The following is a 24837-nucleotide window of genomic DNA, read 5'->3' on the forward strand; positions in this document are numbered from 1 at the left end:
CCTCAGCTCACGAACTTGATGGCGATCGGGTACGTGTAGAACGCGCCCTGGTTCGCCTTCACGGCCGCGATGATGCTGAAGACGATGTTCAGCACCCACACGGCGAGCAGGATGAGCACGCCGATGCCGACGATGCTGAGGATCAGGCCCACGACGTAGGCGATCAGCAGCGTGATCTGGAAGTTCAGCGCGGTCGCGGTGTGCGAGCGGATGAACGGGCCGCGGTCCTTCAGCACCAGATAGCCGACCAGGGCCGGGATGAAGCTGAACAGGATGCCGCCGACGTGGATCAGGGTGGCCCACAGCTTCTCGTCGGCCGGGCTGAGCTGCGGCTGCTGGCCTCCGTACGGCTGCTGCGGGGGCGGCGGGGGCGGGGGCGTTGCGGACATGGTGATGTCTCCTCCGTGGGTTGAATGACGCCCCTCAGCCTAGGGGGCGGAGGGCGTTCCTGAGAAGCAGCCGTGAGCTATTCGTGCGAATCCGGACGGCTACTTGATGAAGCGGAAGTTGATCGGGTAGCGGTACGTCCCTCCGCTGTTCACCCGCACGAAGCCGAGGATCGAGAACACCAGGTTGACGATGTACAGCGCCCACGGGATCAGGAGGCTGAACAGCAGGTAGCCGATCCCGAACGTGAACGAGCCGATGATCACGCCGAGGATCTGCGACACCACCCAGGCCAGGATCCAGGTGATCTGCCAGTTCAGCGCCTCCTTGGCCTCCTGGTCGGTCAGCCGGCCCCTGTCCTTGAACACGAGCCAGATGATGAGCGAGGGCAGGAACCAGAGGATCCCGCCGAGGTGGGCGAAGGACGCCCACTGCTTGTCCTGCGCGGCGTCCAGCGGGGCGCCGGGAGCGCTGGCGTACTGCTGCTGCGGGGGCACGGCGCCGGCGGGCTGGCCGGCGGCGGGCGCGCCGTACGGCTGCTGCGGCGGCTGCTGCGGCGGCTGCTGCTGGGGCGGCTGCTGCTGGTACGGCTGTTGCTGAGGGGGCTGCTGCGGATTCTGGTCGCCCTGGCCGTCGGCCGGAGGCTGGGTCGGGTCTGTCATGAGGAACCCTTTCGTAAGCGGCTGCGGGGGCTTGCCTGAGCCGGTTGCGCACACAGTACTGCGCCCCGCTCCTCCGGTAAATCATCCGTGCCGCGCGTTGCCCGTCCTCCGACGCCGACGCGATATGATTAGCACTCAGGATCATCGAGTGCCAGTTCACCCGGTGACGTTCCCGTGCTCGATCCTCGGGTGCCGAAGCGACGACAGGAGGCGGTTCGCGTGGTCTCGGAACGCAGTCTGGAAGTGCTCCGCGTCATCGTCCAGGACTATGTCGCCTCGCGGGAGCCGGTCGGCTCCAAGAGCATCGTGGAGCGGCACGCGTTCGGCGTATCGGCGGCGACCATCCGCAACGACATGGCCCTCCTCGAGGAGGAGGAGCTGATCGTCGCGCCGCACACCTCCTCCGGCCGTGTCCCGACCGACAAGGGCTACCGGCTCTTCGTCGACCACCTCGCGGAGGCCCGGCCGCTGTCGGCGGCCCAGCGCACCGCGATCGAGACCTTCCTCGGCCAGTCGGTGGACGTCGACGACGTGCTCTCGCGCACCGTGCGCCTGCTGTCGCAGCTCACCAACCAGGTCGCGCTCGTGCAGTACCCGTCGGTCGCGCGCTCGCGCATCCGGCACATCGAGCTGGTGTCGCTCGGCTCCCGCAGACTGCTGAGCGTGCTCATCACCGACTCCGGCGCCGTGGAGCAGCGCGTGATCGAGCTTCAGGACGAGCTGGACGACGCCGAGATCGCCGAGATCCGCGGCGCGATCAACGGCGCTGCCGCCGGGCTCTCGCTCACCGACGCCGCCGTGCGGCTCCGCGAACTGCCCGACCACCTGACCGACCGCACCCGCGCGCTGGTGGCGCCCGTGGCGAGCGCCCTGCTCGACCAGATCGCCGCCAACCGGCAGGACAAGCTGGTGATGGCGGGCGCGGCCAACCTGGCGCGCACCGAGACCGACTTCCCCGGATCGATCACCCCCGTGCTGGAGGCCATCGAGGAGCAGGTGGTCCTGCTGCGGCTCTTCGACGAGATGGCGCTCGATCAGCACGGCGTGGCGGTCAGCATCGGACGCGAGAACGCCGTCACCGGCCTGACCGAGACCTCGGTCATGTCGAGCGGCTACAGCTCGGGCTCCGACCTGGCCAGGGTCGGGCTGCTCGGCCCGCTCCGCATGGACTATTCCGGGAACATGGCCGCGGTCAGGGCCGTGGCGCGCTACCTCTCCCGACTCCTCGGCGACTGAACCGAAGAACTCCGACGCACCGAACAGAAGGAACAGCCTTACGTGGCCGACCACTACGAAGTCCTCGGCGTTGACCGCAACGCCACCCCCGACGAGATCAAGAAGGCGTACCGCCGGCTCGCGCGCGAGCTGCACCCGGACGTCAACCCGAGCTCCGAGGCGCAGGAGCGCTTCAAGCTCGTGACCCACGCCTACGACGTGCTGAGCGACCCGCAGCAGCGGCAGCAGTACGACCTCGGCGGCTCGACCGGCTTCGGCGGTGCGGGCGCCGGCGACTTCGCCGGCTTCGGCGACATCTTCGAGACGTTCTTCGGCGGAGGCGGCGGCGCGACCCGCGGCCCGCGCTCCCGGCGCGAGCGCGGCCAGGACGCCCTGCTGCGCGTGGAGGTCGAGCTCGACGAGGTCGTCTTCGGCACCCACCGTGACCTGGACGTCGACACCGCGGTGGTGTGCGAGACCTGCAACGGCTCGTGCTGCCAGCCCGGCACCGCGCCGGTCACCTGCGACATCTGCCACGGCACCGGCAGCATCCAGCGCTCGGTGCGCTCGCTGCTCGGCAACGTGATGACCTCCAGCCCCTGCGGCACCTGCCGGGGCTACGGCACCGTCATCGCCACGCCGTGCGTGACCTGCCAGGGCCAGGGCCGCGTGCGCGCCCGCCGGACCGTTCCGGTGGACATCCCCGCCGGCGTCGACACGGGCCTGCGCCTGCAGATGCCGGGCTCGGGCGAGGCCGGCCCCGCCGGCGGCCCGAACGGCGACCTGTACCTGGAGATCAAGGTCAAGCACCACGAGGTGTTCAGCCGCGATGGCGACGACCTGCTCTGCACGCTGGAGCTCTCGATGACCGACGCCATCCTCGGCACCACCGCGACCGTGAAGGCGCTCGACGGCGACATCCGCCTGGAGCTGAAGCCCGGCACCCAGAGCGCCGACATCGTCACGGTCAAGGACCGCGGCATCACCCACCTGCGCGGCAGCGGCCGGGGCGACCTGCGGGTGGGCATCCAGGTGGTCACGCCGACCAAGCTCGACCACAAGGAGAAGGAGCTCATCAAGAAGTTCGCCGCGACGCACCACAACCCGGAGCCGTCGCTGGCGCGCTTCCAGCAGGGGCTGTTCGCGAAGCTCCGCGACCGGTTCCTCAACCTCTGACGGACGCACGATGAGCTCGCTCTACCTGCGTGAGGACCTCACCGACGTCGAGGTGGGCGCCCGGCTCACGCTGACCGGCGCTGAGGCCAAGCACGCCGCCACGGTCAACCGCACCCGCCCGGGCGAGAGCATCCTGATCGGCAACGGGCGCGGCCTGGTCGCGTCGGGCGAGGTGCTGGTCGCGACGAACACCGAGCTGACGATCGACGTGGAGGCCGTGGAACGCGTCCCGCGCGCGGAACCGGCGATCACCCTCGTGCAGGCGCTGGCGAAGGGCGACCGCGACGAGCTCGCCGTCCAGGCCGCCACCGAGCTCGGCGTCGACGCGGTGGTGCCGTGGTCGGCCTCCCGCTCGGTCTCCCGCTGGGAGGGCCCCAAGGTGGCGAAGGGCCGCGACCGCTGGGCGGCGATCGTGCGCGAGGCCGCCAAGCAGTCGATCCGGGCCTGGACGCCCGAGGTCGGGGAGCTGGCGACGACCAAGCAGGTCGCCGCGCTCGCAGCGACGCACCGGGTGCTCGTGCTGGAGCCGGGCGCGACCGACGCGCTGACCGCAGTCCGCCCCGACGGGCGGCCGCTCGTGCTGGTGGTCGGCCCGGAGGGCGGCATCGCGCCGCAGGAGCTCGACGCGTTCCGCTCGGCGGGCGCGGAGGTCGTGCGCCTCGGCGACACGGTGCTGCGGACCTCCACCGCGGGGCCCGCCGCCCTCGCCGTGCTGAACGCGGCGCTGGGGCGGTGGTGACCGACGCGCTGCGACGGTCCCGGCGAATAGGATGGATCACATGGAGACAGGGGAGCGCTCGATCTTCTCGCGCATCATCGCGGGGGAGATCCCGGCCGACGTCGTATACGACAGCGAACGCATCATCGCGTTCCGCGACATCGCGCCCAAGGCGCCGGTGCACCTGCTGGTCGTGCCCAAGACCGAGCAGTACCGCGACGTCGTCGAGCTGGCCGCGGGCGACCCCGCGCTGCTCGCCGAACTCGTCGCGACCGCGCAGAAGCTCGCGGACGAGCATGCGGACGGCGACTTCCGGCTGATCTTCAACACCGGCGCGGGCGCGGGGCAGACCGTGTTCCACGTCCACGCCCACATTCTGGGCTCGCCCGATGGCGGGCTCGAGGAAGGAAGCCTTGGCGACGACTGACCCGACGACCCCCGACGGACCGACTGCTCCGGGAGGTCCGGCCGAGGCGCGCCTGAGCGTCGACGGGATCCAGATGGTGCGGCTGCTCGGTCCCCAGGACCGCCTGCTGACCACGCTGGAGCGCCAGTACCCGCTGGTGGACGTGCACGTCCGCGGCAACGAGATCAGCCTGACCGGCGACCCGGCGCAGGTCGCCGCGGCGCGCGCGCTGCTGGAGGAGCTGCTGCAGATGGTCCGCAACGGCCAGGACCTCGGCCCGGCCGAGGTCGCCAGCTCCGCCCGGATGATGCGCAGCGACCTGAACCTCAGCCCGTCGGACGTGCTGAGCCAGGCGATCCTCACCGCGCGCGGCAAGAGCATCCGGCCGAAGACCCTCGGCCAGAGCCAGTACGTCGAGGCGATCGACCACAACACCATCGTCTTCGGCATCGGCCCGGCCGGAACGGGCAAGACCTACCTGGCGATGGCGAAGGCCGTCCAGGCGCTGCAGCGCAAGGAGGTCAGCCGCATCATCCTCACCCGCCCCGCGGTGGAGGCCGGCGAGCGGCTGGGCTACCTGCCCGGCACGCTGACCGACAAGATCGACCCGTACCTGCGCCCGCTCTACGACGCGCTCAACGAGATGCTCGACCCGGAGGTCGTGCCCAAGCTGCTCGCGGCCGGCACCATCGAGGTGGCCCCGCTGGCGTACATGCGCGGCCGCACGCTGAACGACTCGTTCATCATCCTGGACGAGGCGCAGAACACCACACCCGAGCAGATGAAGATGTTCCTCACCCGGCTCGGCTTCAACTCCAAGATGGTCGTCACCGGCGACATCACGCAGATCGACCTGCCGAACGCGGCGAGCGGCCTGCGGCTGGTGACGCGCGTGCTGAACGACATCGACGACATCCACTTCGCCCGGCTGACCAGCGACGACGTCGTGCGGCACAGCCTCGTCGGCCGGATCGTGGACGCCTACACCGAATACGACGCGAAGCAGCAGGCGCGGCAGTACGAGCGCGAGGAGGCCCGCGAGTTCGCGAACCGGGCCGAGCGCCGGGCCGGCACGCCGCGCGACCACCTCCCGAAGCGACAGTATCCCGATCGACAGGGCCCGACACGATGAGCATCGAGATCAACAACGAGTCCGCCATCGAGGTGGACGAGTCCGCCCTGCAGCGCCTGGCCGGCTACGCGCTCGACATCATGCACGTGCACCCCGACGCCGAGCTCGCGATCGTCCTGGTCGATGAGGCCGCCATGGAGCAGCTGCACGTGCAGTGGATGGACGAGCCCGGCCCGACCGACGTGCTGAGCTTCCCGATGGACGAGCTGCGCCCCGGCACCGAGGAGGAGCCCGCTCCCGCCGGTCTCCTCGGCGACGTCGTGCTGTGCCCGCAGGTCGCGCAGGTGCAGGCGGAGACCGCCGGGCACACGCTGATGGACGAACTGCTGCTGCTGACCACGCACGGCATCCTGCACCTGCTCGGCTTCGACCACGCCGAGCCGGCGGAGGAGCGGGAGATGTTCGGCATCCAGCGCGACATCCTCGTGGGCTTCGCCCGCTACGACCGACAGCGCTAGGCGCCGGATGCTCGCAACCCTGTTCTTCGTCGTCGCGTTCCTGCTGGTCGCGTTCGGCGGGCTCATGGCGGCCGTGGACTCGGCGCTGGCGGTGCAGTCCCGCGGCGACATCGCCGACCTGGCCGAGACCTCCCGTGCCAAGACGTCGCTGCGGGCGATCGCCGAGGACCCCGGGGCGTACTTCAACGCGATCAACTTCAGCCGCATCATCGCGGAGACCACCGCCGCGGTGCTGGTGACGCTCGCCTTCGAGCAGATCTTCGAGGAGTGGTGGATCTCGCTGATCCTGTCCGCGGCGATCATGACCGGGGTGTCGTTCGTGCTCGTCGGCGCCAGCCCGCGCAGCGTCGGGCGCGCGAACTCGCGGATCCTGCTGCAGCTCACCGCCCCGCTCGTCTACGGCATCCGCGTCGTGCTCGGCCCGATCCCGGGCGGCCTGGTCGCGCTCGGCAACCGGGTGACGCCCTCGCGCGCCCGCTCGGCCCCGGTGACCAGCGAGGAGCAGCTGCTCAGCATCGTCGACGAGGCGACCGAGTTCGACGTGCTGGAGGAGGACGACCGCGAGCTCATCCACTCGATCTTCGAGTTCAGCGACACCGTCGTGCGCGAGGTGATGGTGCCGCGCACCGACATGATCACCATCGACAGCTCCGCCGGGCTCGGGACGGCGATGGGGATGTTCTTCTCCACCGGCGTCTCCCGGATGCCCGTGATCGACGGCGACCCCGACGAAGTGGCCGGCATCCTGTACCTGAAGGACGTGGCGAAGCTCAGCTACGAGAGCGCGCTCGGCGCCGACACGCTCACGATGGGCGAGTTGGCCCGGCCCGCGCTGTTCGTCCCCGAGTCGCAAAAGGCCGACGCGCTGCTGCGGCAGATGCAGCTCGAGTCCAACCACCTGGCGATGGTGGTGGACGAGTACGGCGGCATCGCCGGCCTGGTCACCCTGGAGGACCTGATCGAGGAGCTGATCGGCGACATCTCCGACGAGTACGACCACGAGGTGGCGCTGGTGCAGCAGCTCGGCGAGGGCCGGCTGCGGGTCGCGACCCGGCTGCCGATCGACGACCTCGGCGAGCTGTTCGACCTCGAGATCGAGGACGAGGACGTCGACAGCGTGGGCGGCCTGGTCACCAAGGCGCTCGGCCGCCTCCCGGAGGTCGGCTCGACGGTCGCCGTGCACGGCCTCCGCTTCACCGTCGACCGGATCGACGGGCGCCACAAGCACGTGAGCAGCGTCCTGGTGGAGCGGGACACCGCCCTGCTGCCGGAGGCGCACGAGGACGCGGCAGCCGAGAAGCCGCACAAATCCGAGAAGCCGCACAAGTCCGACAAGCCGCACAAACCGGACAAGGCCCCCAAGCAACCCAAGTCCGACCGCCAGCACAAGGAGGCCCGCGCATGAGCGAGTACCACGCCGGATTCGTCTCGTTCGTCGGCCGCCCCAACGTGGGCAAGTCGACCCTCACCAACGCCCTCGTCGGCGAGAAGGTCGCGATCACGAGCTCCAAGCCGCAGACCACGCGCCGCGCCATCCGCGGCATCGTCCACCAGCGCGGCGGCCAGCTCATCCTGGTCGACACCCCCGGCATCCACCGGCCGCGCACGCTCCTCGGCGAGCGGCTGAACACGCTCGTGCAGTCCACGCTGGGCGACGTCGACGTGATCGGGTTCTGCGTCCCCGCGGACGAGAAGATCGGCCCGGGCGACCGCTTCATCAACGACCAGCTGGACGACTACCCGAACGCCAAGAAGGTCGCGATCGTCACCAAGATCGACGCGGCCGGCAAGACCCAGGTCGCCGAGCAGCTCCTCGCCGTCTCCGCGCTTCGCGAGTGGGAGGCGATCATCCCGATCTCCGCGACCAGCCGCATCCAGCTCGACACCCTCACCTCCGAGCTGATGAAGCTGCTCCCGGAGTCGCCCGGCCCGCTCTACCCGGAGGACGCTGTCACCGACGAGGGCATCGAGGACCGCATCGCGGAGTACATCCGCGAGGCGGTGCTGGAGGGCGTGGAGGACGAGCTGCCGCACTCCCTCGCCGTCACCATCGACGACATCGTGGAGCGCGACGACAAGGACCTGGTCGAGGTCTACGCCAACCTGTTCGTAGAGCGCGACAGCCAGAAGGCCATCGTGATCGGCAAGGGCGGCTCCCGCATCCGCGACGTCGGCGCCGAGGCCAGGAAGCCGATCGAGGAGCTCCTCGGCCGCAAGGTGTTCCTGTCGCTGCGGGTGAAGGTGGCGAAGGACTGGCAGCGCGACCCGAAGCAGCTCGGGCGGCTGGGGTTCTAAACGGGCGGCTCCCTACACTTCGGCAGCGCTCGCGTCCGGCCGGTCGGCTTCCGCGGGCTCTCCTGATGCGCGGCCGAGGGTCACCAGACGCGTACACGGGTCGAGTTGGGACGCCGCGGGTTCGGCCGCGCGCCTCGGCTTCCGGACGACCCTCAGCATGACGGAAGCGAGCGCCGTCAGCACACCGGCGATGACAGGAGGCACGATCACCACAGTGCCCAGGACAAGTATTAGCGCGATGAGCGGCGACAGCCATAAGAGGATCGCCATCCCTCCGAAGCCGTTGTCCATGATGGTGATACTAGCCAGCCGCGCATACATCCCCAGGATGATTCCGCCGCCGGGATGCGGGCGCTCGGGCCGCGGCCCCGTAACGTAGAGATATGCCAGATCGCACACGACTGCTGAGCGCGCTCGCACCGCACCGCTGGGTGCTCGAGCCCGCGGTCGCCGTCGTGCTGTTCGGGCTGTGGCTGGTCACGGGCCTTCCGTTCGACCTGGCCGGCGCCCTGGCGGTGCTGCTGTACTGCGCCGCCGTCGCGCTCTCGCGGGTGCTCCCGGTGGTGGCGCTGGAGATCGCCTGGCTCGCGGTGCTGGCCGAGCTCAGCGAGGGGTCGTCGCTCCCGTTGCCGCATCGGCTGATCTCCGCGGTCGCCGTCGTGATCGCGCTGTTCGGGATCGCCTCGCACGGCGGCCGGGTGGTGCGCTGGTTCGGGTTCGGCTCCGCCATCCTCTGGGCGCCCGCGCTGGCGTACCTCTTCACCGTCCGCGGCGACCTCAAGTTCCCGCAGTTCGGCCCGGTGATCGGCGGGTACTACACCAGCCAGGGGGTCGGCCTCCTGATGATGAGCCTGCTGCTGGCGGTCGTGTTCGTCAGCGCGTGGCTGCTCGGCTTCCTGGTCGCCCGCCAGCGGGCCACCGCGACCGCCGGCCCGATGCCGTCCCTGCTGCTGTGGCTGGCGTCGTCCGGCGGCGGCGCGAGCGCGGAGGAGGGCCTGGGCGACGGTCCCCGTCTGGTGCGGCGCCTGACCCGCCCGCAGCTCACCTTCGACATCGCCGGCGCCGTCGCCTACGTGTTCTTCTGCCTCGTCGCCGACTTCGCCTCCAGCCTGGTGCCCGACGACAGCGGGCGGTCGACGTTCCTCGTCCTGATCGTCTTCGCCGTGGCCGTCGCCCTGCGCCGCATGTCGCCGGCCGTCTCGCTCGCGATCGCCTGGCTCGCCGCGGTCGTCCAGATGACGACGGGCCACAACATCCTCGTCAGCGACATCGCGGTGCTCATCGTCCTCTACGCCACGGCCCTCTACGGCGACCGGGTGGTCCGCTATGCCGGCCTGATCTCGGCCGGAATCGGCGCCTTCGTCGCTTCGCTGTACCTGACGCTGACGTCCGCGCTCGCGCAGGGCTACTTCAACCTCCTGTCGTCGCAGCTCACCGGGATGGCGCTCCAGTTCGCGTTCCTCTTCGTGGTGAGCGCGACGGTCCTCGGGCTGTCCTGGGTGCTCGGCCTCCTGGCCCGCACCTGGCGCAACGCCCGCGCCTCCCGGCACGCCCAGATCGCGGCGGAGCTCGACCGCAACCGCGCCGAGGAGGTCGTCGTCGTCGAGCAGGAGCGCACCCGTATCGCCCGCGACATGCACGACGTGGTCGCCCACTCGCTCGCCGTGGTCATCGCGCAGGCCGACGGCGCCCGCTACGCGCGGCACGCCGACCCGGACGCCGTCGACACCGCCCTGGAGACCATCGCCGCGACGGCGCGCTCCGCACTGGTCGACGTGCGCGTGCTGCTCGCCGAGCTCCGGCAGAGCCAGCCGGAGGGCCCGCAGCCGTCGCTCGCCGATGTCGAGCAGACGGTCGAGCAGGTCCGCGCCGCCGGCCTGCCCGTGACCATGGAGCGTCGCGGCGAGCTCGACGGGCTCGGCTCCGCGCAGCAGATCGCCGCGTACCGCATCGTGCAGGAGGCGCTGACCAACGCGCTCCGGCACGGGGACACCACCCGCCCGGTCTCCGTCGTGCTCGCCCAGTCGGGCGGCTCCGACGGCGGCCCGGGCATCGTCATCACCGTGAGGAACAGCATGAAGACACCGACCCCGGAACCCCTGGCCACCGGAGGCCTCCCGCGCATCGGGCACGGCCTGCCCGGCATGCGCGAGCGCGCGACGCTGGCAGGCGGGTCGCTGTCGGCCGGGCCGGCCGGCGACGGGTTCGTGGTGACGGCCTTCCTGCCGGTGGTCTCGGGGGTGCGCGCATGAGCGCCCCGATCACGGTCGCCCTCGTCGACGACCAGGCGCTGTTCCGCGCCGGCATCCGCATGCTGATCGGCTCGCAGCCCGACCTGGTGTTCGCCGGCGAGGCGTCCGACGGCAAGGAGGGCGTCGCGCTGGTGCGCGAGACGCGTCCCGACGTCGTCCTGATGGACATCCGGATGCCGGTCATGGACGGCATCGCGGCGACCAGCCGCATCGTGGAGGAGGCCGTGCGCGAGGGCCGCGAGCCGGCGCGCATCATCGTCCTCACCACCTTCGACCTGGACGAGGCGGCCGCGCGCGCCATCCGCAGCGGCGCCAGCGGGTTCGTGCTCAAGGACGCGGAGCCGGAGTTCCTGCTCGCCGCCATCCGCACCGTCCACGCCGGCAGCGCGGTGATCGCGGCAGGCGCGACCCGCGAGCTGTTCGAGTACTTCTCTGACAGCCAGCAGGCCAAGCAGACGCCGCCGGAGTTCGGCACGCTCACCAGCCGGGAGCGGGAGATCTTCGTGCTCGCCTCCCGCGGGCTCAGCAACTCGGAGATCGCCGGGTCGGAGTACCTGAGCGAGGCCACGGTGAAGACGCACATCAGCCGCATCCTGGCGAAGCTGGGGCTGCGCGACCGCGTGCAGATGGTCGTCTACGCCTTCGAGCACGGGCTGACCGGGGGAGCGGCCGAGCGCGCGGAGTGACCCGCCCGGGCGAAAGTCGGGCGGCGCTCGCGGAGGTTCACCCGCAGATCATCCTCTGGGCTGATCCACTGTGGCTCCACAGCCCGATCCGGTGGCGGAGCCGGATTCCTAGCCTGAGGATATGGACACTCCCGACAGCATGGTGGCGCGCGTCGACGGCGCGACGAAGACCTACGGATCCGGCTCGAACCGGGTCATCGCCCTCGACGACGTGACCGTCGGCATCCCCGCCGGCCGGTTCACCGCGATCATGGGCCCGAGCGGCTCCGGCAAGTCGACGCTCATGCACGTCATGGCGGGTCTCGACACGGTGACCGGCGGGCGCGTCTTCCTCGGCGACACCGAGATCAGCGGCATGGGCGACGCCGAGCTGACCGTGCTGCGCCGCCGCCGCGTCGGCTTCGTGTTCCAGTCCTTCAACCTCGTCCCCACGCTGGACGTGCGGGCGAACATCCTGCTGCCGTTCGAGATCGACGGCCGCCGTCCGACGCTGCCGCAGCGGGAGTGGATCGACGGCCTGATCGACCTGCTCGGCCTGGGCGACCGGCTCACCCACCGCCCGCACGAGCTGTCCGGCGGCCAGCAGCAGCGCGTCGCGATCGTGCGCGCCCTGGCGACCCGGCCCGACCTCGTGTTCGCGGACGAGCCGACGGGCAACCTGGACTCCCGCACCGGCCGGGAGGTCCTCGGCGTGCTGCAGGAGGCCTCCCGCAGCTACGGCCAGAGCATCGCGATGGTCACCCACGACCCGGTCGCGGCGAGCTACGCCGACCGCATCGTCTTCCTCGCCGACGGCCGCGTCGTGGCCGAGCGGGAGCGCTCCAGCGCCGAGGAGGTCTCGGCGTTCATGCTCGGCATGGAGGCGCACGGGATGGGGTCGCCCGGCGGGGAGTCGCGCGGCCCGGATCCGCGGGGCCTGGAGTCGCAGGGGATCGATTCGCAGGGGATGGATCCGCAGGGACTGGAGGCGCACGCGTGATCCGCGCCTTCCGGGCGAACGCGCGCGACCACCGCGCGAGCGTCCTCGTCTCCGCCCTCAGCTCCGCGTTCGGGGTCGCGCTGCTGGCGTGCACCAACGTCCTCGGCGCCTACATCGAGGCGTCGCCGATGGGCGAGCACGGCTCCGCCCGCTTCGCCCTCGGCCTGGTCGCCGGGATCTTCTTCGTGATCGCCGTGTTCGTCGGCGCCATCGTGACCACCAACACGTTCGCGACCGTCATCGCCGGCCGCACCAGGACGATCGCGCTCATGCGCCTGCTCGGCTCGAGTGCCAAGGCGCAGCGCCGGTCCGTCGCGGGGGAGGGCCTCGCCGTCGGCGTGGTGGGCGCGCTCATCGGCGGCGTGATCGCGGTCGTCCTCGCTCTCGTCGCGGTGCGCGCGTTCATCTGGTGGGGCGTCCTGCCCGACACGCTGTACCCGGTCATCACGCCCGCGCTGATCGCGCCGCCGGTCGTCGTCGTCCTGACGACGTGGGCCGCGTCCTGGATCGGCAGCAGGCGCGTGCTGACCGTGGCACCGGTGGAGGCGCTCGGCGCCGCGCAGGAGCGACCCGTCGCCGCCGTCCGCAGCACCGGGCGGATCGTCGCCGCCGGGCTGCTCATCCTCCCCGGCGCCGCCCTGCTCGGCTTCGGGCTGGCACTCGGTCTCGGGCTGTTCGCGCGCTCGGCCGACAGCACGCTCGTGGAGTTCGGCCGTTACGGCGTCCTGATCGCGATGCTCGGCGGCCTGCTCTCCTTCACCGGCGTCATCGTCGCGGCGCCGCTCTTCCTGCCCGCCGTGCTGCGCGGGGTCGGCCTGCTCTTCGGAGCGGGCGCCGCAGGACGGCTCGCCGCGGCCAACGCCGTGCGGAACCCGGAGCGCAGCTCGCGCACCGCGATCGGCCTCGTCATCGGCGTCACGCTGATCACGATGTTCGTCGTCGCCACCCAGACCTGGCTCACGCTCATCCGCAGCGCGGCCGCGAAGGACCCCGAGCTCTACCAGGGTGCTGAGAGTGTGCTCACCGTCGTCATGCTGGTGTTCAGCGGGCTGGTCGGCTTCTCGGCGGTGATTGCCGCCGTCGGCGTCGTCAACAGCCTGTCGCTGAGCGTGCTGCAGCGCAGGCGGGAGCTCGGGCTGCTCCGGGCGCTCGGGCTGAGCGCGGCGCAGGTGCGCAGGATGATCCTGGCCGAGAGCGCCCAGCTGACCGTCGCCGCCGTGTTCTCCGGGCTCGTGCTGGGTACGCTGTACGGCTGGATCGGCGCGCAGACACTGCTCGGGCAGCTGCCGGGCGGCGGGTTGGTCCCGCCCGCGATCCCGTGGCTGTTCATCGGGCTGATCGTGGTCGCGGCGGCCGTGCTCGCCGTCGGCGCCTCGGTCGCGCCGACCCGCCGGGCCACGCGGGTGGCCCCGGTCGAGGCCCTCGCGGTCGAGTAGCCCGCCTCCAGGTTTCCTGAACGCTCATCAAGCCTCAGCTATCCGCAGGCTGAGTATCCGATACTGGGAGATCGGCGCACCCGAACGTGCCCACCTCCGTGCCGGAGCGCCCGCACCATCGAGAGGATCCACCCTGAACTGGCTCATGACTTTGAGGATCGACAAGCCGCCGTTCCTCATCGCGATCGACGTCGTCGCCGCGGTCCTCGCGGTGTACCTGCTCGTGCGGCCCACCTGGAAGCGCACGCTCGCCGGGGTGATCGCCGCCATCGGCGGCGGCCTGCTCGGCTGGTTCCTGGTGTGGCTGACCGACGACGTCTACAACCTGTTCGGTGTCGGCCTCACCCCGGTGACGACGATGTGGGTCGCGATCGGCTTCGCCGGCGTCAGCCTCGCGGTCGCCAACCTGTTCCGGTCCCGCTGGTGGCGCAAGCTCATCGCGGCGGTCAGCATCCCGGTCTTCCTGATCGCCGCCTTCGCCGGTGTGAACGTCGACTTCGGCGCGTACCGCAACCTGAACGACGCTCTCGGCGTCGTCCCGTACAAGGCGCTGAACCTGCACCACGAGCGCGGCGAGGTCATCTCCGGCACGGCCTGGGCCGCGTCCACCCCGCAGACGGACCCACCGGTGAAGGGCGAGATCGGCAAGGTCAAGATCCCCGCGATCGAGTCCAACTTCCCCGCGCGGGAGGCGGTCGTCTACCTGCCGCCCGCCGCTCTCGGGCCCAACCCGCCCGCGCTGCCGGTGCTGTACGCGCTCTCCGGGCAGCCGGGCGCGCCGGCCGACATGTTCACGGCGGGCCGGATCGGCACCTTCCTGGACGCGTACGCGGCGAAGCACAACGGCTACGCGCCGATCGTGGTCGCGCCCGACCAGCTCGGCGGCCCCGGCCGCAACCCGATGTGCATCGACTCCCGCGCCTTCGGCGACTCGGCGACCTACCTGCTGAAGGACGTGCGCTCCTGGATCACCTCGCACCTGCGGGTGAGCAGCGACCCCGCGGCGTGGGGCGCGTTCGGCTACTCGCAGGGCGCCACCTGCGCCGCGCAGTTCGCCGCAGAGCGCCCCGACCTGTTCGGCTCCGCGCTCGCCTCCTCCAGCGAGCTGGGGCCGACGCTCGGCAACGTGACGCTCACGATCGCGACCGGGTTCGCCGGATCGCACACCGCCTATGAGGACGCGCAACTCGGGCCTACCATGAAGGCGCACGCTCCCTACAAGAACACGCTGATGGTCTTCGGCGCGGGTCAGAACGACGCCAAGTACACTGCTTTTGCGAAGACGCTGCACTCCGACGCGATCTCCGCCGGGATCCGCAGCGACCTCCTGATCTCGCCCGGGTCGGCACACGATTGGAACACGGTGCGCTACACGCTGACGAACGGCTTCCCCGCGGTCGCCGCTCACATGGGGCTGGCTCCGTGAATGATGCCGTGACCACGGGGGGAGGCGCGCCGGCGAACGGCGGCGGGCCGGGGAACAGCACGACTCAAGAGCAGCAGGACACCATTCAGCACGCAACCATTCAGCCCGAGACAGCCGTGAGGCAGGAGCCCGCGGCCGCGAAGCAGGAGCCCACAGCCGCGACGCAGGACGCCGCAGCCGCGAAGCCCGCGGCGAAGCCCGCGCCCGAGCGGAGCCCGGAGGCGCCTGCGCGCCCATCGGGCGCCGCCGCGCTGCTGCGCCGTCTCGGCCGGCTGATCGCCACGCACCCGTTCACGACGGGGCTGACGGCGCTCATCCTCGTGCTCGCGCTCGCCACCGGACCGATCCACGGCCCGCACCGCCCGCTGCGGGTGTGGCTCGGCGTCGGTCCCGACCAGCTCCTCGACGGCCACTGGTGGTCCCCGGTCACGGCCGTGCTGTTCACCAACAACCTCGCCGAGCTGATCGTCGTGCTCGTGCTCACGGTGCTGCTCGTCGGCGCCTCCGAGCAGCTGATGGGGGCGTGGCGCACCGCGCTCGCCTTCGTCGCGACCTCCGTCGCGGGGATCGCCGCCGGCGTCGGGATCCAGCTCATCGGCTCGCAGACCGGGGAGATGTGGGCGCGCAACGTCCACCACCTGGTCGTCCTCGACGTGTTCACCGGCATCGCGGGCACCATCATGACCGCGAGCGCGTTCGCCGGGGCGTTCTGGCGCCGGCGCATCCGCGTCATCACGATGCTCGTCGCGATCATGTACCTGCTGTACTCGGGCGACCCGTCCGACCTCTACCGGCTGCTCGCGGTCCTCGCCGGCTTCGGCCTCGGCGTGCTGCTGCGGCCGCACGAGCGCCTCCTCGGCTGGCGCCGCAGCTCCCACCACGAGGTCCGGGTGCTGCTCGCCTCGGCCGTGACCATCAGCGCGCTCGGGCCGGTGATCGGCCTTCTGAGCCAGTCCAGGTACGGGATGCTCTCGCCGATCGGCCTGCTGTTCTCCAACGACGTCCCGGCCACCGGGAGCGTGCTGGAGCGCTGCCAGGCGTTCGCCGTGACGCGCGACTGCGTGCACGACCTCACCCTGGAGCGCATCAACGGGTTCGGCCCTGTCCTCATCTCCGTCCTCCCGCTGCTGGCCCTCCTGGTCGCCGCGTACGGCCTGCTGCGGGGCCGGCGCTTCGCCGTGTGGCTCGCGGTGTCGGTGAACGCGCTGCTCGCGGTCCTGTCCGGCCTCTACTTCGGCATCCTCCCGTTCGCCGACGCGCGGCCGACCGTGTCGCCGCGGTATTGGGAGGTCACCCTCAGCCTGGCGCTGTCGGCGCTCGTGCCCGCCACGATGGCGGTGCTGCTGATCGTCTACCGCCGCCACTTCACCGTGCGCGCCACCGCGCGCTCCGTCCGCCGTTACGCGCTGACGATCGCGTTCACCGGCCTCGGCCTGATCGCGCTGTACATCCTGGTCGGCTGGCTGCAGAAGGACACCGGGTTCACCCGCCCGATCGACCTCACGGACCTGTTCAACGACGTGCTGGAGCGCTTCATCCCGGTGAGCTTCCTGCGCCGCGAGCCCCTGCAGTACCTGCCCACGACGCCGCTGGCGACCGTGGTGTACCACAACATCGGCACGGTGTTCTGGCTGGTCGTCATCCTCGCCGCGATCCCGTTCATGGTCGGCGGCGGCGCGTGGCGGCGGCCGGTCGGCGACGCCGCGCGCGTGCGGGCGCTGCTGGAGCGCGGCGGCGGCGACGCCATTTCGTTCATGGCGACCTGGCCGGGCAACAGCTACTGGTTCGACCCGGCGACCGGGGGAGCGGTGGCCTACCGCGTGGTCGGCCGCGTGGCCCTCACGACCGGCGCGCCCTTCGGGGCCGACCCGGCCGCGCACGACGGCATCATCGAGCGCTTCGCGCGGTTCTGCGACGACAGCGGCTGGATCCCGACCTTCTACAGCGTGGACGCCGAGTACCAGCCGGTCTTCGACCGGATGGGCTGGTCGACGATGACGGTGGCCGAGGAAACGGTCATCCGGCCCCAGCAGTGGGCGACCACCGGCAAGAAGTGGCAGGACGTCCGCACCTCGATCAACCGCGCCCAGCGCGCGGGCATCCGCGCGGAGTGGACCAGCTTCGGCGCGCTGCCGCTCAGCGCGGCGGTGCAGCTCTCGGACATCTCCGAGCAGTGGGTGGCGGAGAAGGACCTCCCCGAGATGGGCTTCACGCTCGGCGGCCTGGACGAACTGCGCGACCCGGCGGTGCGGCTGATGCTCGCCGTGGACGAGTCCGGCCGCATCGAGGGCGTGACCTCCTGGCTGCCGAGCTACCGCGACGGCCACGTGGTCGGCTGGACGCTCGACTTCATGCGCAGGCGCCCCGGCAGCATCAACGGCGTGATGGAGTTCCTGATCGCCGAGGCCGCCACGCGCATGAAGGAGGACGGCGTCGAGTTCATGAGCCTGTCCGCCGCCCCGCTCGCGCACACGGCCGGCACCCCCGACGACGAGAAGAGCGGCATGGACCGCGTGCTCGGCTACCTCAGCACGTCGCTGGAGCCGGTGTACGGCTTCCGGTCCCTGCTCAAGTTCAAGCAGAAGTTCCAGCCGGAGCTGCACCCGCTCATGATGGCCTACCCGGACCCGGTGGCCCTGCCGTCGATCGGCGTCGGGCTGGTCCGCGCCTACCTGCCCGACCTGTCGATGCGGCAGGCGGCGGCGCTGGCGGTGGGACGCGGCTGATCGTGCGCCGTGGTACCGTGGTTTCTGTGTACGGTCTGCTCCTCCTTAGCTGCCGCGACGAGTCCTAGTTCCGGGCCTCCCTCGTCGCGGAGTTCGTCGTTGGCTCTCCACACCACACCGCGAGGAGAAGACAGACCATGAAGAACACTCAGGCGCCGAGCGCCATGCCGATCCACAAGTACCGCCCGTACCACGAGCAGATCCGCGTCGACCTGCCCGACCGGACCTGGCCGTCGAAGCGCATCACCGTCGCGCCGCGCTGGTGCGCCGTCGACCTGCGTGACGGCAACCAGGCCCTGATCGACCCGATGAGCCCCGAGCGCAAGCGGATCATGTTCGACCTGCTGGTCCGCCTGGGCTACAAGGAGATCGAGGTCGGCTTCCCGTCGGCGAGCCAGACCGACTTCGACTTCGTCCGCAGCCTCATCGAGGAGAACGCGATCCCGGACGACGTCACCATCCAGGTGCTGACCCAGTCGCGTGAGCACCTGATCAAGCGCACCTACGAGTCGCTGGTCGGCGCCAAACAGGCGATCGTGCACCTCTACAACTCCACCAGCATCCTGCAGCGCGACGTCGTGTTCCGCACCGACCAGCAGGGCATCGTCGACATCGCCCTCGCCGGCGCGCGGCTGTGCAAGCAGTTCGAGTCGATGGTCCCCGGCACCGAGATCTACTACGAGTACTCGCCCGAGTCGTACACCGGCACCGAACTGGAGTTCGCCGCCGACATCTGCAACCAGGTGCTGGAGGTCTTCGAGCCGACGCCCGAGCGCAAGGTCATCATCAACCTGCCCGCGACCGTCGAGATGGCCACGCCGAACGTCTACGCCGACTCGATCGAGTGGATGTCCCGCCACCTGAACCACCGCGAGAACGTCATCCTGTCGCTGCACCCGCACAACGACCGCGGCACCGCCGTGGCCGCCGCCGAGCTGGGCTACATGGCCGGCGCCGACCGCATCGAAGGCTGCCTGTTCGGCAACGGCGAACGGACCGGCAACGTCGACCTGGTCACGCTGGGCGTGAACCTGTTCACGCAGGGCATCGACCCGCAGATCGACTTCAGCGACATCGACCAGATCAAGCGCACCGTCGAGCACTGCAACCAGCTGCCGGTGGGCGAGCGCAGCCCGTGGGGCGGCGACCTGGTGTTCACCGCGTTCAGCGGCTCGCACCAGGACGCGATCAAGAAGGGTTTCGAGGCGATGGCCGCGCGGGCCGAGGCCGAGGGCGTCTCCGTGGACGACCTGGTCTGGGCCGTGCCCTACCTGCCGGTGGACCCGAAGGACCTGGGCCGCAGCTACGAGGCGGTCATCCGGGTGAACTCGCAGTCCGGCAAGGGCGGCGTCGCCTACCTGCTGAAGACGGACCACGCGCTGGACCTGCCGCGCAAGCTGCAGATCGAGTTCTCCGGCGTCGTGCAGGCCAAGACCGACGCCGAGGGCGGCGAGGTCACCAGCGCCGAGATCTGGGACATCTTCCAGGACGAGTACCTGCCGGCCCCGGCCTCCGACCCCGACGCCAAGTGGGGCCGGTTCGAGCTGGGCAGCACGAGCACGACCAACGAGACCGGCGAGCACGTCACCCTCACGGTGGCGCTGCGCGACGGCGACACGGTCGCGAAGGCCACCGGGGAGGGCAACGGCCCGATCGCCGCGTTCTTCGACATCCTCAACGCCCGCGGGATCAACGCGCACCTGTACGACTACTCGCAGCACACGCTGTCGGCGAGCGAGTCGGCGCAGGCCGCCGCCTACGTCGAGCTCGACGTCGACGGCGTGCGCCTCTGGGGCGTCGGCATCGACGGCGACACCACGACCGCCTCGTTCAAGGCCGTCGTGTCGGCCGTGAACCGCGCCGTGCGCGCCTCCGCCGGCCACGCCGCCGAGAAGGGCGAGCTGGTCGGGGCCTGACCCGCAGTCAACGGAGGAGATCCCGGTCCATTCGACCGGGATCTCCTCCGTTAACCGTCATTCAGGCGGTCACGCGCGCAGATCTCCTCCGTTGTCCGCGGGCTTGTCCTGGATCCGATACCGCGGAATGGCTCCCGTGTCCGTCCGCTCGATCGTCCGCTCGTCGCTCGGGCGCCTCCCGAAGCCGAACGCCATCCAGCGGGGCGCGCGCAGGCGGCCGAGCTCGCGCTGCTCCGGGAGGCTCCAGCCGAACCGCACCGCCAGCAGGCGGATGATCAGCGTCACGAGAACGCACACCAGCACCGCGATCGTGAACGGCACCTTCAGGTCGACCAGCACCACCAGCACGATCGTGCCCGCGCCCGCGGCGACCGCGTAGAGCGAGCCGACGTGCATCAGGGCGATGGGCAGGTTCAGCAGCACGTCGCGCAGGATCGAGCCGCCGACGGCCGAGACGACGCCGACGAACACCGCGGGGACCTCCGGGAGGCCGAGCGCCAGCGCCTTGGTCGCCCCGATCGCGCCGAACAGGCCGATCGTAAGCGCGTCCAGGAAGGTGATGATCGGGTCCAGCCGGCGGAACAGCCGGACCAGCAGCATCCCGAGCAGCGCGGCGACGACGGTCGCCGGCAGGTACCAGTTCGACTGCAGCGCCACCGGCGTGACGTTGAGGAGCAGGTCGCGCAGCAGGCCGCCGCCGAGCCCCGTGGCCACGCCGATGATCGCGATGCCCAGCAGGTCGAGCCGGCGGTCGCGGAACCCGGAGGCGAACATCGCCCCCTGCAGACTGCCGACGCCGACGGCGACCAGGTCACCCCAGAGGGGGATCGAGAAGGCGGCGGATGTCACCAGTCACTTGTATCACGCGGGATACTGGAGTCGTGCCTGTCTACCGTGATGAAGCCGTCGTGCTGCGCACCCACAAGCTGGGTGAAGCCGACCGCATCGTCACCCTGCTCAGCCGGCAGCACGGCAAGATCCGCGCGGTGGCGAAGGGCGTCCGTCGCACCGCCTCCAAGTTCGGGTCGCGGCTGGAGCCGTTCATGGTCGCCGACGTGCAACTCTACGAGGGCCGCACGCTCGACGTGGTGACGCAGGCCGAGACGATCGGGGCCTACGGCGCGCTGATCGCCGACGACTACGCCAGCTACACCGCCGCGAACGCGATGGTGGAGGCCGCCGACCGGCTGACCGACGCCGAGGCCTCGCTGCAGCAGTACCTCCTGCTGGTCGGCGCCCTGCGGTCGCTGTCGCGCCGCGAGCACGGCCCGCAGCTCACCCTCGACTCGTACCTGCTCCGCGCGCTGTCGTTGGCGGGCTGGGCGCCGAGCTTCCAGGACTGCTCCCGCTGCGGCGCCCCCGGCCCGCACGAGCACGTCGTGGTCCAGCTGGGCGGCGTGGTGTGCGCCGACTGCGCGCCCCAGGGCGCTCCCCGGATCGACGCCGCGACCATCGCCCTCCTCGGCGCGCTGCTCACCGGCGACTGGGCGACGGCCGACGCCTCCGACGAGTCCACGCGCTCGAAGGCCAACGGCCTCGTCGCCGCCTACACCCAGTGGCACCTCGAGCGCGGCCTGCGTTCGCTGCAGCACGTCCAGCACGATCAGAAGGCGAGTGGATGAGCCCCAAGCCGTACACGCACAAGGACGCGGTCGAGTACCGCCCCCTCGACTGGACGGGCATTCACCCGCCCGCCTACCCGCCGAAGGCCGTCCCCGGGCACGTCGCGATCGTGATGGACGGCAACGGCCGCTGGGCGAACCGTCAGGGCCTCACCCGCATCGAAGGGCACCGCGCCGGCGAGGCCTCCCTGCTCGACGTCGTCGCCGGGGCCATCCAGGTCGGGGTGAAGCACCTCAGCGTCTACGCGTTCTCCACCGAGAACTGGAAGCGCTCGCCCGACGAGGTCCGCTTCCTGATGGGCTTCAACCGGGAGGTGCTGCACCGCAGGCGCGACCAGCTCAACGAGTGGGGTGTGCGCGTGCGCTGGGCCGGCCGGACGCCGCGGCTCTGGTCGTCGGTCATCAAAGAGCTGCAGTACGCCGAGCGGCTGACAGCGGGCAACGACGTGCTGACACTCACGATGTGCGTCAACTACGGCGGCCGCACCGAGATCGCGGACGCCGTGCGCGAGATCGCGGCGGAGGTCGCCGCCGGGCGGCTGAAGCCGTCGGCGGTGGGGGAGAAGACCATCCAGCGCCACCTGTACATCCCGGACATGCCGGACGTGGACCTGTTCGTGCGCAGCTCGGGGGAGCAGCGCACCAGCAACTTCCTGCTCTGGCAGAGCGCGTACGCGGAGATGGTGTTCCTGGACACGCTGTGGCCGGACTTCTCCCGCACCGACCTGTGGAACGCCATCGACATCTTCGCCCGGCGCAACCGCCGGTTCGGGGGAGCAGTGGACACGCCGGAGGACACGGCGCTCTAGCGTCGGTGGAATAACTGCAGCGCTGCACGCCGTTGTCCTCTGTTGTGAGTGAACCCATCAAGATCGACATCTGGTCCGACATCGCCTGCCCGTGGTGCTACATCGGCAAGCGCAAGTTCGAGGCGGGCAGCGGCCTGTTCTCCGGCGCGGGCGACGGCCGTGCCGTCGAGGTCGAGTACCACTCCTTCGAGCTGTCTCCGGACACCCCGGTCGACTTCGACGGCAGTGAGGTGGACTTCCTCGCCGGTCACAAGGGCATCCCCGCCGAGCAGGTGCACCAGATGCTCGACCGCGTGACCGGGATCGCCTCCTCGGTCGGCCTCGACTACGACTTCGATGCCCTCCAGCACACCAACACCGTGAAGGCGCACGAGTTGCTGCACTTCGCCAAGGCGCAGGGCAAGCAGCTTGAGCTGGCCGAGCGGCTGTTCCAGGCCTACTTCATCGAGGGCGGCCACGTGGGCCGCGTCGAGTCTCTCGCCGACCTCGCCGAGTCGGTCGGCCTCGATCGCGCGGAAGCGCTCGCGGCGATGGAGTCCGAGGAGTACCTGGACTCGGTCCGCGAGGACCAGCGCACGGCCGCCGAGTACGGCATCAACGGCGTCCCGTTCTTCGTCATCGACGGCAAGTACGGCGTCTCCGGCGCCCAGGACGCCGCGACCTTCGCCCAGGTGCTGGAGCAGGTCTGGTCCGAGCGCGCCGCCGAGCCGGCGGCGACCGCGGAGGCGAGCGCGTGAGCGCCGCCGAAGGCGGGGCGGCCGCCGCAGCGCCTGCGCCGCCCCACCCGCTCCTCACCCCGCTCGGCGACCCCTCGGCCGCCGCCTGCGACGGCGACGCCTGCGCCCTCCCCGCCTAACCACCTGACCACCTGAAAGGGGTCGTGCTGGCTCTTCGGCCCCCGGTCCGGGCGCGCGTCGGCGCAGCGCGACAACGGGGGTCGCGACACGCCGTTATGCCTCGGTCATAGCGGCGTGTCGCGACCCCTCTCGGCCAGGGCTGCGCGTACACGCGCCACTGCGACAGCGGCGCCATTGTCGAGGTGCGAGCGGTTGACGCGGACCACGCGCCAGCCGGCCCGCTCTAGTGCCCAGATCCGGTCCACGTCACGGTTGTACTGGTGAGCTTCCGTGCGGTGATGGTCGCCGTCGTACTCGACCACGACCCGCCGCTGTGCATAGACGAGGTCGCCGTGCAGCTCGCGGCCGGACCCGACTCGGATGGGTCGGTTCACGACGGGCTCCGGAAGATCGGCGGCGATCAGAGCGAGCCGGAGCACCGTCTCCATCGGCGAGTCGGTGTTCGCCCGTATCTGCGCGACCGCGGCCCGGAGCGTGTTCACGCCCGGACGATTCCACGCCGCGTGAGCGGCAGCGCTCAGACGCGAGGTGGTCGAGAGCGGGTTCTTCCTGCGCACGCACGAGTCGCCGGCGATGATGAGCTCCTCGAGTGTCAGCGTCGCGGCGAGCTGGCACAAGACCTCCTCGACGGCGGGTACCCGCAGGCCGTCGTGGAGGCAGACCTGCTCGGCAGAGAGCCGCGACTTGTGTCCCACCACGCCGTCTCCGCGTGGCGCCCGGCGTCCGTCCAACGAGGCGACATGAAGATCAGAGGACTCCCGCGTCGACCGCGGCAGCGTCAGCCCGTAGATTCTGGCCGCCGTCTCGTGGCTGAAGCACTGCGTGCGCTGCATGACTGCCCGATAGGCGACGCACCGCGATCGGAAACCGCCGTCGAAGTCGGCGCTCGGCACCCGCGCGCCGTGGAATGGCGCCACCAGGTCCGCCCTGCGCAGGCGTGCGGACGACACGCCTGCGGCCGTCGCCGCGGATGCGGAGAACGCGGGCGAGCGCAGGATGGGTGGAAGCGGTTCAGGGCGGCGCATCCCCACACCCTCCCAGGCGCCGCCGCCCCACCCTTCGTTATCCACAGCCCCGGCGTGCGAGAGGGGTCGCAACACGCCGATATCCCGGAGGGTTAGCAGCGTGTTGCGACCCCTGTCGTACGCGGAGGCTACTCGGGGTCGGTGATGTCGGCGAGGGTCGCGTCGAAGCCGGCCAGCAACGCGTCCGCGTCCACGAACAGCGAGTAGCCGTGCTCACCCGCGCCCATCGAGACGGTGCGCCCGGCCACGGTCGAATCGGCGATGACCGGCCACGCGGTCGTGCTGCCGAACGGCGTGATGGTCCCGCGCTCGTAGCCGGTCGCGGCGAACGCTACCGAGGCGTCGGGCAGCTGCAGCTTGTTGACGTGCAGGAGGGCGCGGAGTTTCGGCCAGGAGATCTTGCGGCCGCCGGGCACCAGCGCGAACACGAACGTGTCGTCGCTGCGCTTCACCACGAGGGTCTTGACGATGTCGCCCGGCTCGATCCCGAGCAGGGCGGCGGCCTCCTCCAGGCTCCGGGCGGCGGGTCGCTCGACGATCCGCACAGGGATGCCGCGGGCCCGGGCGTCCTCCTCCACACGCCGGCGGCCGCCGGCGGATTCCACAGCTTCGGGGCTCTCGGCCATGTATCAGCACGCTTTCTGGGAGAATCGA

The 24837-nt window shown here is 70.8% G+C and carries 25 protein-coding genes; 19 read left to right on the forward strand and 6 right to left on the reverse strand.

Annotation, left to right across the window (positions count from 1 at the left end):
- Positions 1–2: 2 nt before the first annotated feature.
- Both HNR13_RS11765 and HNR13_RS11770 read right to left on the reverse strand, forming a co-directional pair.
- Positions 3–389, reverse strand: coding sequence for a DUF4870 domain-containing protein (locus tag HNR13_RS11765; protein ID WP_179605951.1), 387 nt, complete (start codon positions 387–389; stop codon positions 3–5).
- A 99-nt stretch (positions 390–488) separates the two neighbouring features.
- Positions 489–1049, reverse strand: coding sequence for a DUF4870 domain-containing protein (locus tag HNR13_RS11770; RefSeq protein WP_179605953.1), 561 nt, complete (start codon positions 1047–1049; stop codon positions 489–491).
- A 219-nt stretch (positions 1050–1268) separates the two neighbouring features.
- Here HNR13_RS11770 and hrcA point away from each other — a divergent pair, with 219 nt between their 5' ends.
- Genes hrcA through era form a run of 8 tightly spaced genes read left to right on the forward strand, consistent with a single transcriptional unit; the run spans position 1269 to position 8449 of the window.
- The gene (gene hrcA / locus HNR13_RS11775) at positions 1269–2285 is read left to right on the forward strand and encodes a heat-inducible transcriptional repressor HrcA (RefSeq protein ID WP_179605955.1); all 1017 of its coding nucleotides are present in this window, start codon (positions 1269–1271) and stop codon (positions 2283–2285) included.
- Between the two features lie 42 nt (positions 2286–2327).
- Positions 2328–3440, forward strand: coding sequence for a molecular chaperone DnaJ (gene dnaJ / locus HNR13_RS11780; RefSeq protein WP_179605957.1), 1113 nt, complete (start codon positions 2328–2330; stop codon positions 3438–3440).
- A 10-nt stretch (positions 3441–3450) separates the two neighbouring features.
- Positions 3451–4179: a 16S rRNA (uracil(1498)-N(3))-methyltransferase gene (locus HNR13_RS11785; protein WP_179605959.1), complete on the forward strand. Its 729-nt coding sequence runs from the start codon at positions 3451–3453 to the stop codon at positions 4177–4179.
- A 40-nt stretch (positions 4180–4219) separates the two neighbouring features.
- Complete coding sequence (locus HNR13_RS11790; protein ID WP_179605962.1) at positions 4220–4585, forward strand: histidine triad nucleotide-binding protein; 366 nt, start codon at positions 4220–4222, stop codon at positions 4583–4585.
- Positions 4548–5696, forward strand: coding sequence for a PhoH family protein (locus HNR13_RS11795; RefSeq protein WP_382312539.1), 1149 nt, complete (start codon positions 4548–4550; stop codon positions 5694–5696). Before HNR13_RS11790 ends, HNR13_RS11795 begins: the two co-directional genes overlap by 38 nt.
- Entirely contained in the window at positions 5693–6154 is a 462-nt protein-coding gene (ybeY, locus tag HNR13_RS11800; RefSeq protein ID WP_179605966.1) for an rRNA maturation RNase YbeY, read from the forward strand. The genes HNR13_RS11795 and ybeY overlap by 4 nt, the downstream gene beginning before the upstream one ends.
- 7 nt (positions 6155–6161) lie before the next feature.
- Positions 6162–7559, forward strand: a complete 1398-nt coding sequence (locus HNR13_RS11805) for a hemolysin family protein (RefSeq protein WP_179605968.1) — start codon at positions 6162–6164, stop codon at positions 7557–7559.
- Positions 7556–8449: a GTPase Era gene (gene era, locus HNR13_RS11810; protein WP_179605970.1), complete on the forward strand. Its 894-nt coding sequence runs from the start codon at positions 7556–7558 to the stop codon at positions 8447–8449. Before HNR13_RS11805 ends, era begins: the two co-directional genes overlap by 4 nt.
- Before the next feature lie 12 nt (positions 8450–8461).
- Here the strand turns inward: era and HNR13_RS11815 are convergent, their stop codons facing one another.
- Positions 8462–8740: a hypothetical protein gene (locus HNR13_RS11815; protein ID WP_179605972.1), complete on the reverse strand. Its 279-nt coding sequence runs from the start codon at positions 8738–8740 to the stop codon at positions 8462–8464.
- Between the two features lie 92 nt (positions 8741–8832).
- Here HNR13_RS11815 and HNR13_RS11820 point away from each other — a divergent pair, with 92 nt between their 5' ends.
- The 7 genes from HNR13_RS11820 to leuA all read left to right on the forward strand — a co-directional run bounded on the left by HNR13_RS11820 (position 8833) and on the right by leuA (position 19870).
- Entirely contained in the window at positions 8833–10701 is a 1869-nt protein-coding gene (locus HNR13_RS11820) for a sensor histidine kinase (protein WP_179605974.1), read from the forward strand.
- Positions 10698–11387 (forward strand): response regulator, encoded by a 690-nt coding sequence (locus HNR13_RS11825; protein WP_179605976.1) that lies wholly within the window; start codon positions 10698–10700, stop codon positions 11385–11387. The genes HNR13_RS11820 and HNR13_RS11825 overlap by 4 nt, the downstream gene beginning before the upstream one ends.
- 121 nt (positions 11388–11508) lie before the next feature.
- Entirely contained in the window at positions 11509–12366 is an 858-nt protein-coding gene (locus HNR13_RS11830; RefSeq protein WP_179605978.1) for an ABC transporter ATP-binding protein, read from the forward strand.
- Positions 12363–13802, forward strand: coding sequence for an ABC transporter permease (locus tag HNR13_RS11835; RefSeq protein WP_343063535.1), 1440 nt, complete (start codon positions 12363–12365; stop codon positions 13800–13802). Before HNR13_RS11830 ends, HNR13_RS11835 begins: the two co-directional genes overlap by 4 nt.
- 145 nt (positions 13803–13947) lie before the next feature.
- Positions 13948–15228 (forward strand): alpha/beta hydrolase, encoded by a 1281-nt coding sequence (locus HNR13_RS11840; protein ID WP_179605980.1) that lies wholly within the window; start codon positions 13948–13950, stop codon positions 15226–15228.
- 116 nt (positions 15229–15344) lie between these two features.
- A complete protein-coding gene (locus HNR13_RS11845) occupies positions 15345–17954 on the forward strand; it encodes a bifunctional lysylphosphatidylglycerol flippase/synthetase MprF (RefSeq protein WP_343063536.1) in 2610 nt (869 codons plus the stop codon).
- 137 nt (positions 17955–18091) lie between these two features.
- Positions 18092–19870 (forward strand): 2-isopropylmalate synthase, encoded by a 1779-nt coding sequence (gene leuA / locus HNR13_RS11850; RefSeq protein ID WP_179605982.1) that lies wholly within the window; start codon positions 18092–18094, stop codon positions 19868–19870.
- Between the two features lie 69 nt (positions 19871–19939).
- Here leuA and HNR13_RS11855 read toward each other — a convergent pair whose 3' ends face one another.
- Positions 19940–20719: a TRIC cation channel family protein gene (locus tag HNR13_RS11855; RefSeq protein WP_179605984.1), complete on the reverse strand. Its 780-nt coding sequence runs from the start codon at positions 20717–20719 to the stop codon at positions 19940–19942.
- 32 nt (positions 20720–20751) lie between these two features.
- Between HNR13_RS11855 and recO the strand changes: the two genes are divergently transcribed.
- Genes recO through HNR13_RS21870 form a run of 4 tightly spaced genes read left to right on the forward strand, consistent with a single transcriptional unit; the run spans position 20752 to position 23157 of the window.
- Positions 20752–21492 carry a DNA repair protein RecO gene (gene recO, locus HNR13_RS11860; protein WP_179605986.1) on the forward strand — a complete coding sequence of 247 codons (741 nt, stop codon included), beginning with the start codon at positions 20752–20754 and terminating at the stop codon, positions 21490–21492.
- On the forward strand, positions 21489–22301 hold the full coding sequence (locus HNR13_RS11865; protein WP_179605988.1) for an isoprenyl transferase: 813 nt from the start codon (positions 21489–21491) through the stop codon (positions 22299–22301). The genes recO and HNR13_RS11865 overlap by 4 nt, the downstream gene beginning before the upstream one ends.
- A 44-nt stretch (positions 22302–22345) precedes the next feature.
- Positions 22346–23038 (forward strand): DsbA family protein, encoded by a 693-nt coding sequence (locus HNR13_RS11870; RefSeq protein ID WP_179605990.1) that lies wholly within the window; start codon positions 22346–22348, stop codon positions 23036–23038.
- The gene (locus HNR13_RS21870; RefSeq protein ID WP_281369280.1) at positions 23035–23157 is read left to right on the forward strand and encodes a hypothetical protein; all 123 of its coding nucleotides are present in this window, start codon (positions 23035–23037) and stop codon (positions 23155–23157) included. Before HNR13_RS11870 ends, HNR13_RS21870 begins: the two co-directional genes overlap by 4 nt.
- A 105-nt stretch (positions 23158–23262) precedes the next feature.
- Here the strand turns inward: HNR13_RS21870 and HNR13_RS11875 are convergent, their stop codons facing one another.
- A complete protein-coding gene (locus HNR13_RS11875; RefSeq protein ID WP_179605992.1) occupies positions 23263–24258 on the reverse strand; it encodes a DUF559 domain-containing protein in 996 nt (331 codons plus the stop codon).
- 53 nt (positions 24259–24311) lie between these two features.
- A complete protein-coding gene (locus HNR13_RS11880; RefSeq protein ID WP_179605994.1) occupies positions 24312–24809 on the reverse strand; it encodes an aminoacyl-tRNA deacylase in 498 nt (165 codons plus the stop codon).
- Positions 24810–24837: the final 28 nt, after the last annotated feature.

The sequence above is a fragment of the Leifsonia shinshuensis genome (assembly GCF_013410375.1).
Classification (GTDB): Bacteria; Actinomycetota; Actinomycetes; order Actinomycetales; family Microbacteriaceae; genus Leifsonia; species Leifsonia shinshuensis.

Excerpts from the sequence above, each read along its gene's own strand:
- HNR13_RS11765 (WP_179605951.1), bottom strand. The coding sequence starts at position 389 with ATGTCCGCAACGCCCCCGCCCCCGCCGCCCCCGCAGCAGCCGTACGGA.
- HNR13_RS11770 (WP_179605953.1), bottom strand. The coding sequence starts at position 1,049 with ATGACAGACCCGACCCAGCCTCCGGCCGACGGCCAGGGCGACCAGAAT.
- HNR13_RS11785 (WP_179605959.1), top strand. The coding sequence starts at position 3,451 with ATGAGCTCGCTCTACCTGCGTGAGGACCTCACCGACGTCGAGGTGGGC.
- HNR13_RS11790 (WP_179605962.1), top strand. The coding sequence starts at position 4,220 with ATGGAGACAGGGGAGCGCTCGATCTTCTCGCGCATCATCGCGGGGGAG.
- HNR13_RS11795 (WP_382312539.1), top strand. The coding sequence starts at position 4,548 with ATGGCGGGCTCGAGGAAGGAAGCCTTGGCGACGACTGACCCGACGACC.
- ybeY (WP_179605966.1), top strand. The coding sequence starts at position 5,693 with ATGAGCATCGAGATCAACAACGAGTCCGCCATCGAGGTGGACGAGTCC.
- HNR13_RS11805 (WP_179605968.1), top strand. The coding sequence starts at position 6,162 with ATGCTCGCAACCCTGTTCTTCGTCGTCGCGTTCCTGCTGGTCGCGTTC.
- era (WP_179605970.1), top strand. The coding sequence starts at position 7,556 with ATGAGCGAGTACCACGCCGGATTCGTCTCGTTCGTCGGCCGCCCCAAC.
- HNR13_RS11815 (WP_179605972.1), bottom strand. The coding sequence starts at position 8,740 with ATGGACAACGGCTTCGGAGGGATGGCGATCCTCTTATGGCTGTCGCCG.
- HNR13_RS11820 (WP_179605974.1), top strand. The coding sequence starts at position 8,833 with ATGCCAGATCGCACACGACTGCTGAGCGCGCTCGCACCGCACCGCTGG.
- HNR13_RS11825 (WP_179605976.1), top strand. The coding sequence starts at position 10,698 with ATGAGCGCCCCGATCACGGTCGCCCTCGTCGACGACCAGGCGCTGTTC.
- HNR13_RS11830 (WP_179605978.1), top strand. The coding sequence starts at position 11,509 with ATGGACACTCCCGACAGCATGGTGGCGCGCGTCGACGGCGCGACGAAG.
- HNR13_RS11840 (WP_179605980.1), top strand. The coding sequence starts at position 13,948 with ATGACTTTGAGGATCGACAAGCCGCCGTTCCTCATCGCGATCGACGTC.
- leuA (WP_179605982.1), top strand. The coding sequence starts at position 18,092 with ATGAAGAACACTCAGGCGCCGAGCGCCATGCCGATCCACAAGTACCGC.
- HNR13_RS11865 (WP_179605988.1), top strand. The coding sequence starts at position 21,489 with ATGAGCCCCAAGCCGTACACGCACAAGGACGCGGTCGAGTACCGCCCC.
- HNR13_RS11880 (WP_179605994.1), bottom strand. The coding sequence starts at position 24,809 with ATGGCCGAGAGCCCCGAAGCTGTGGAATCCGCCGGCGGCCGCCGGCGT.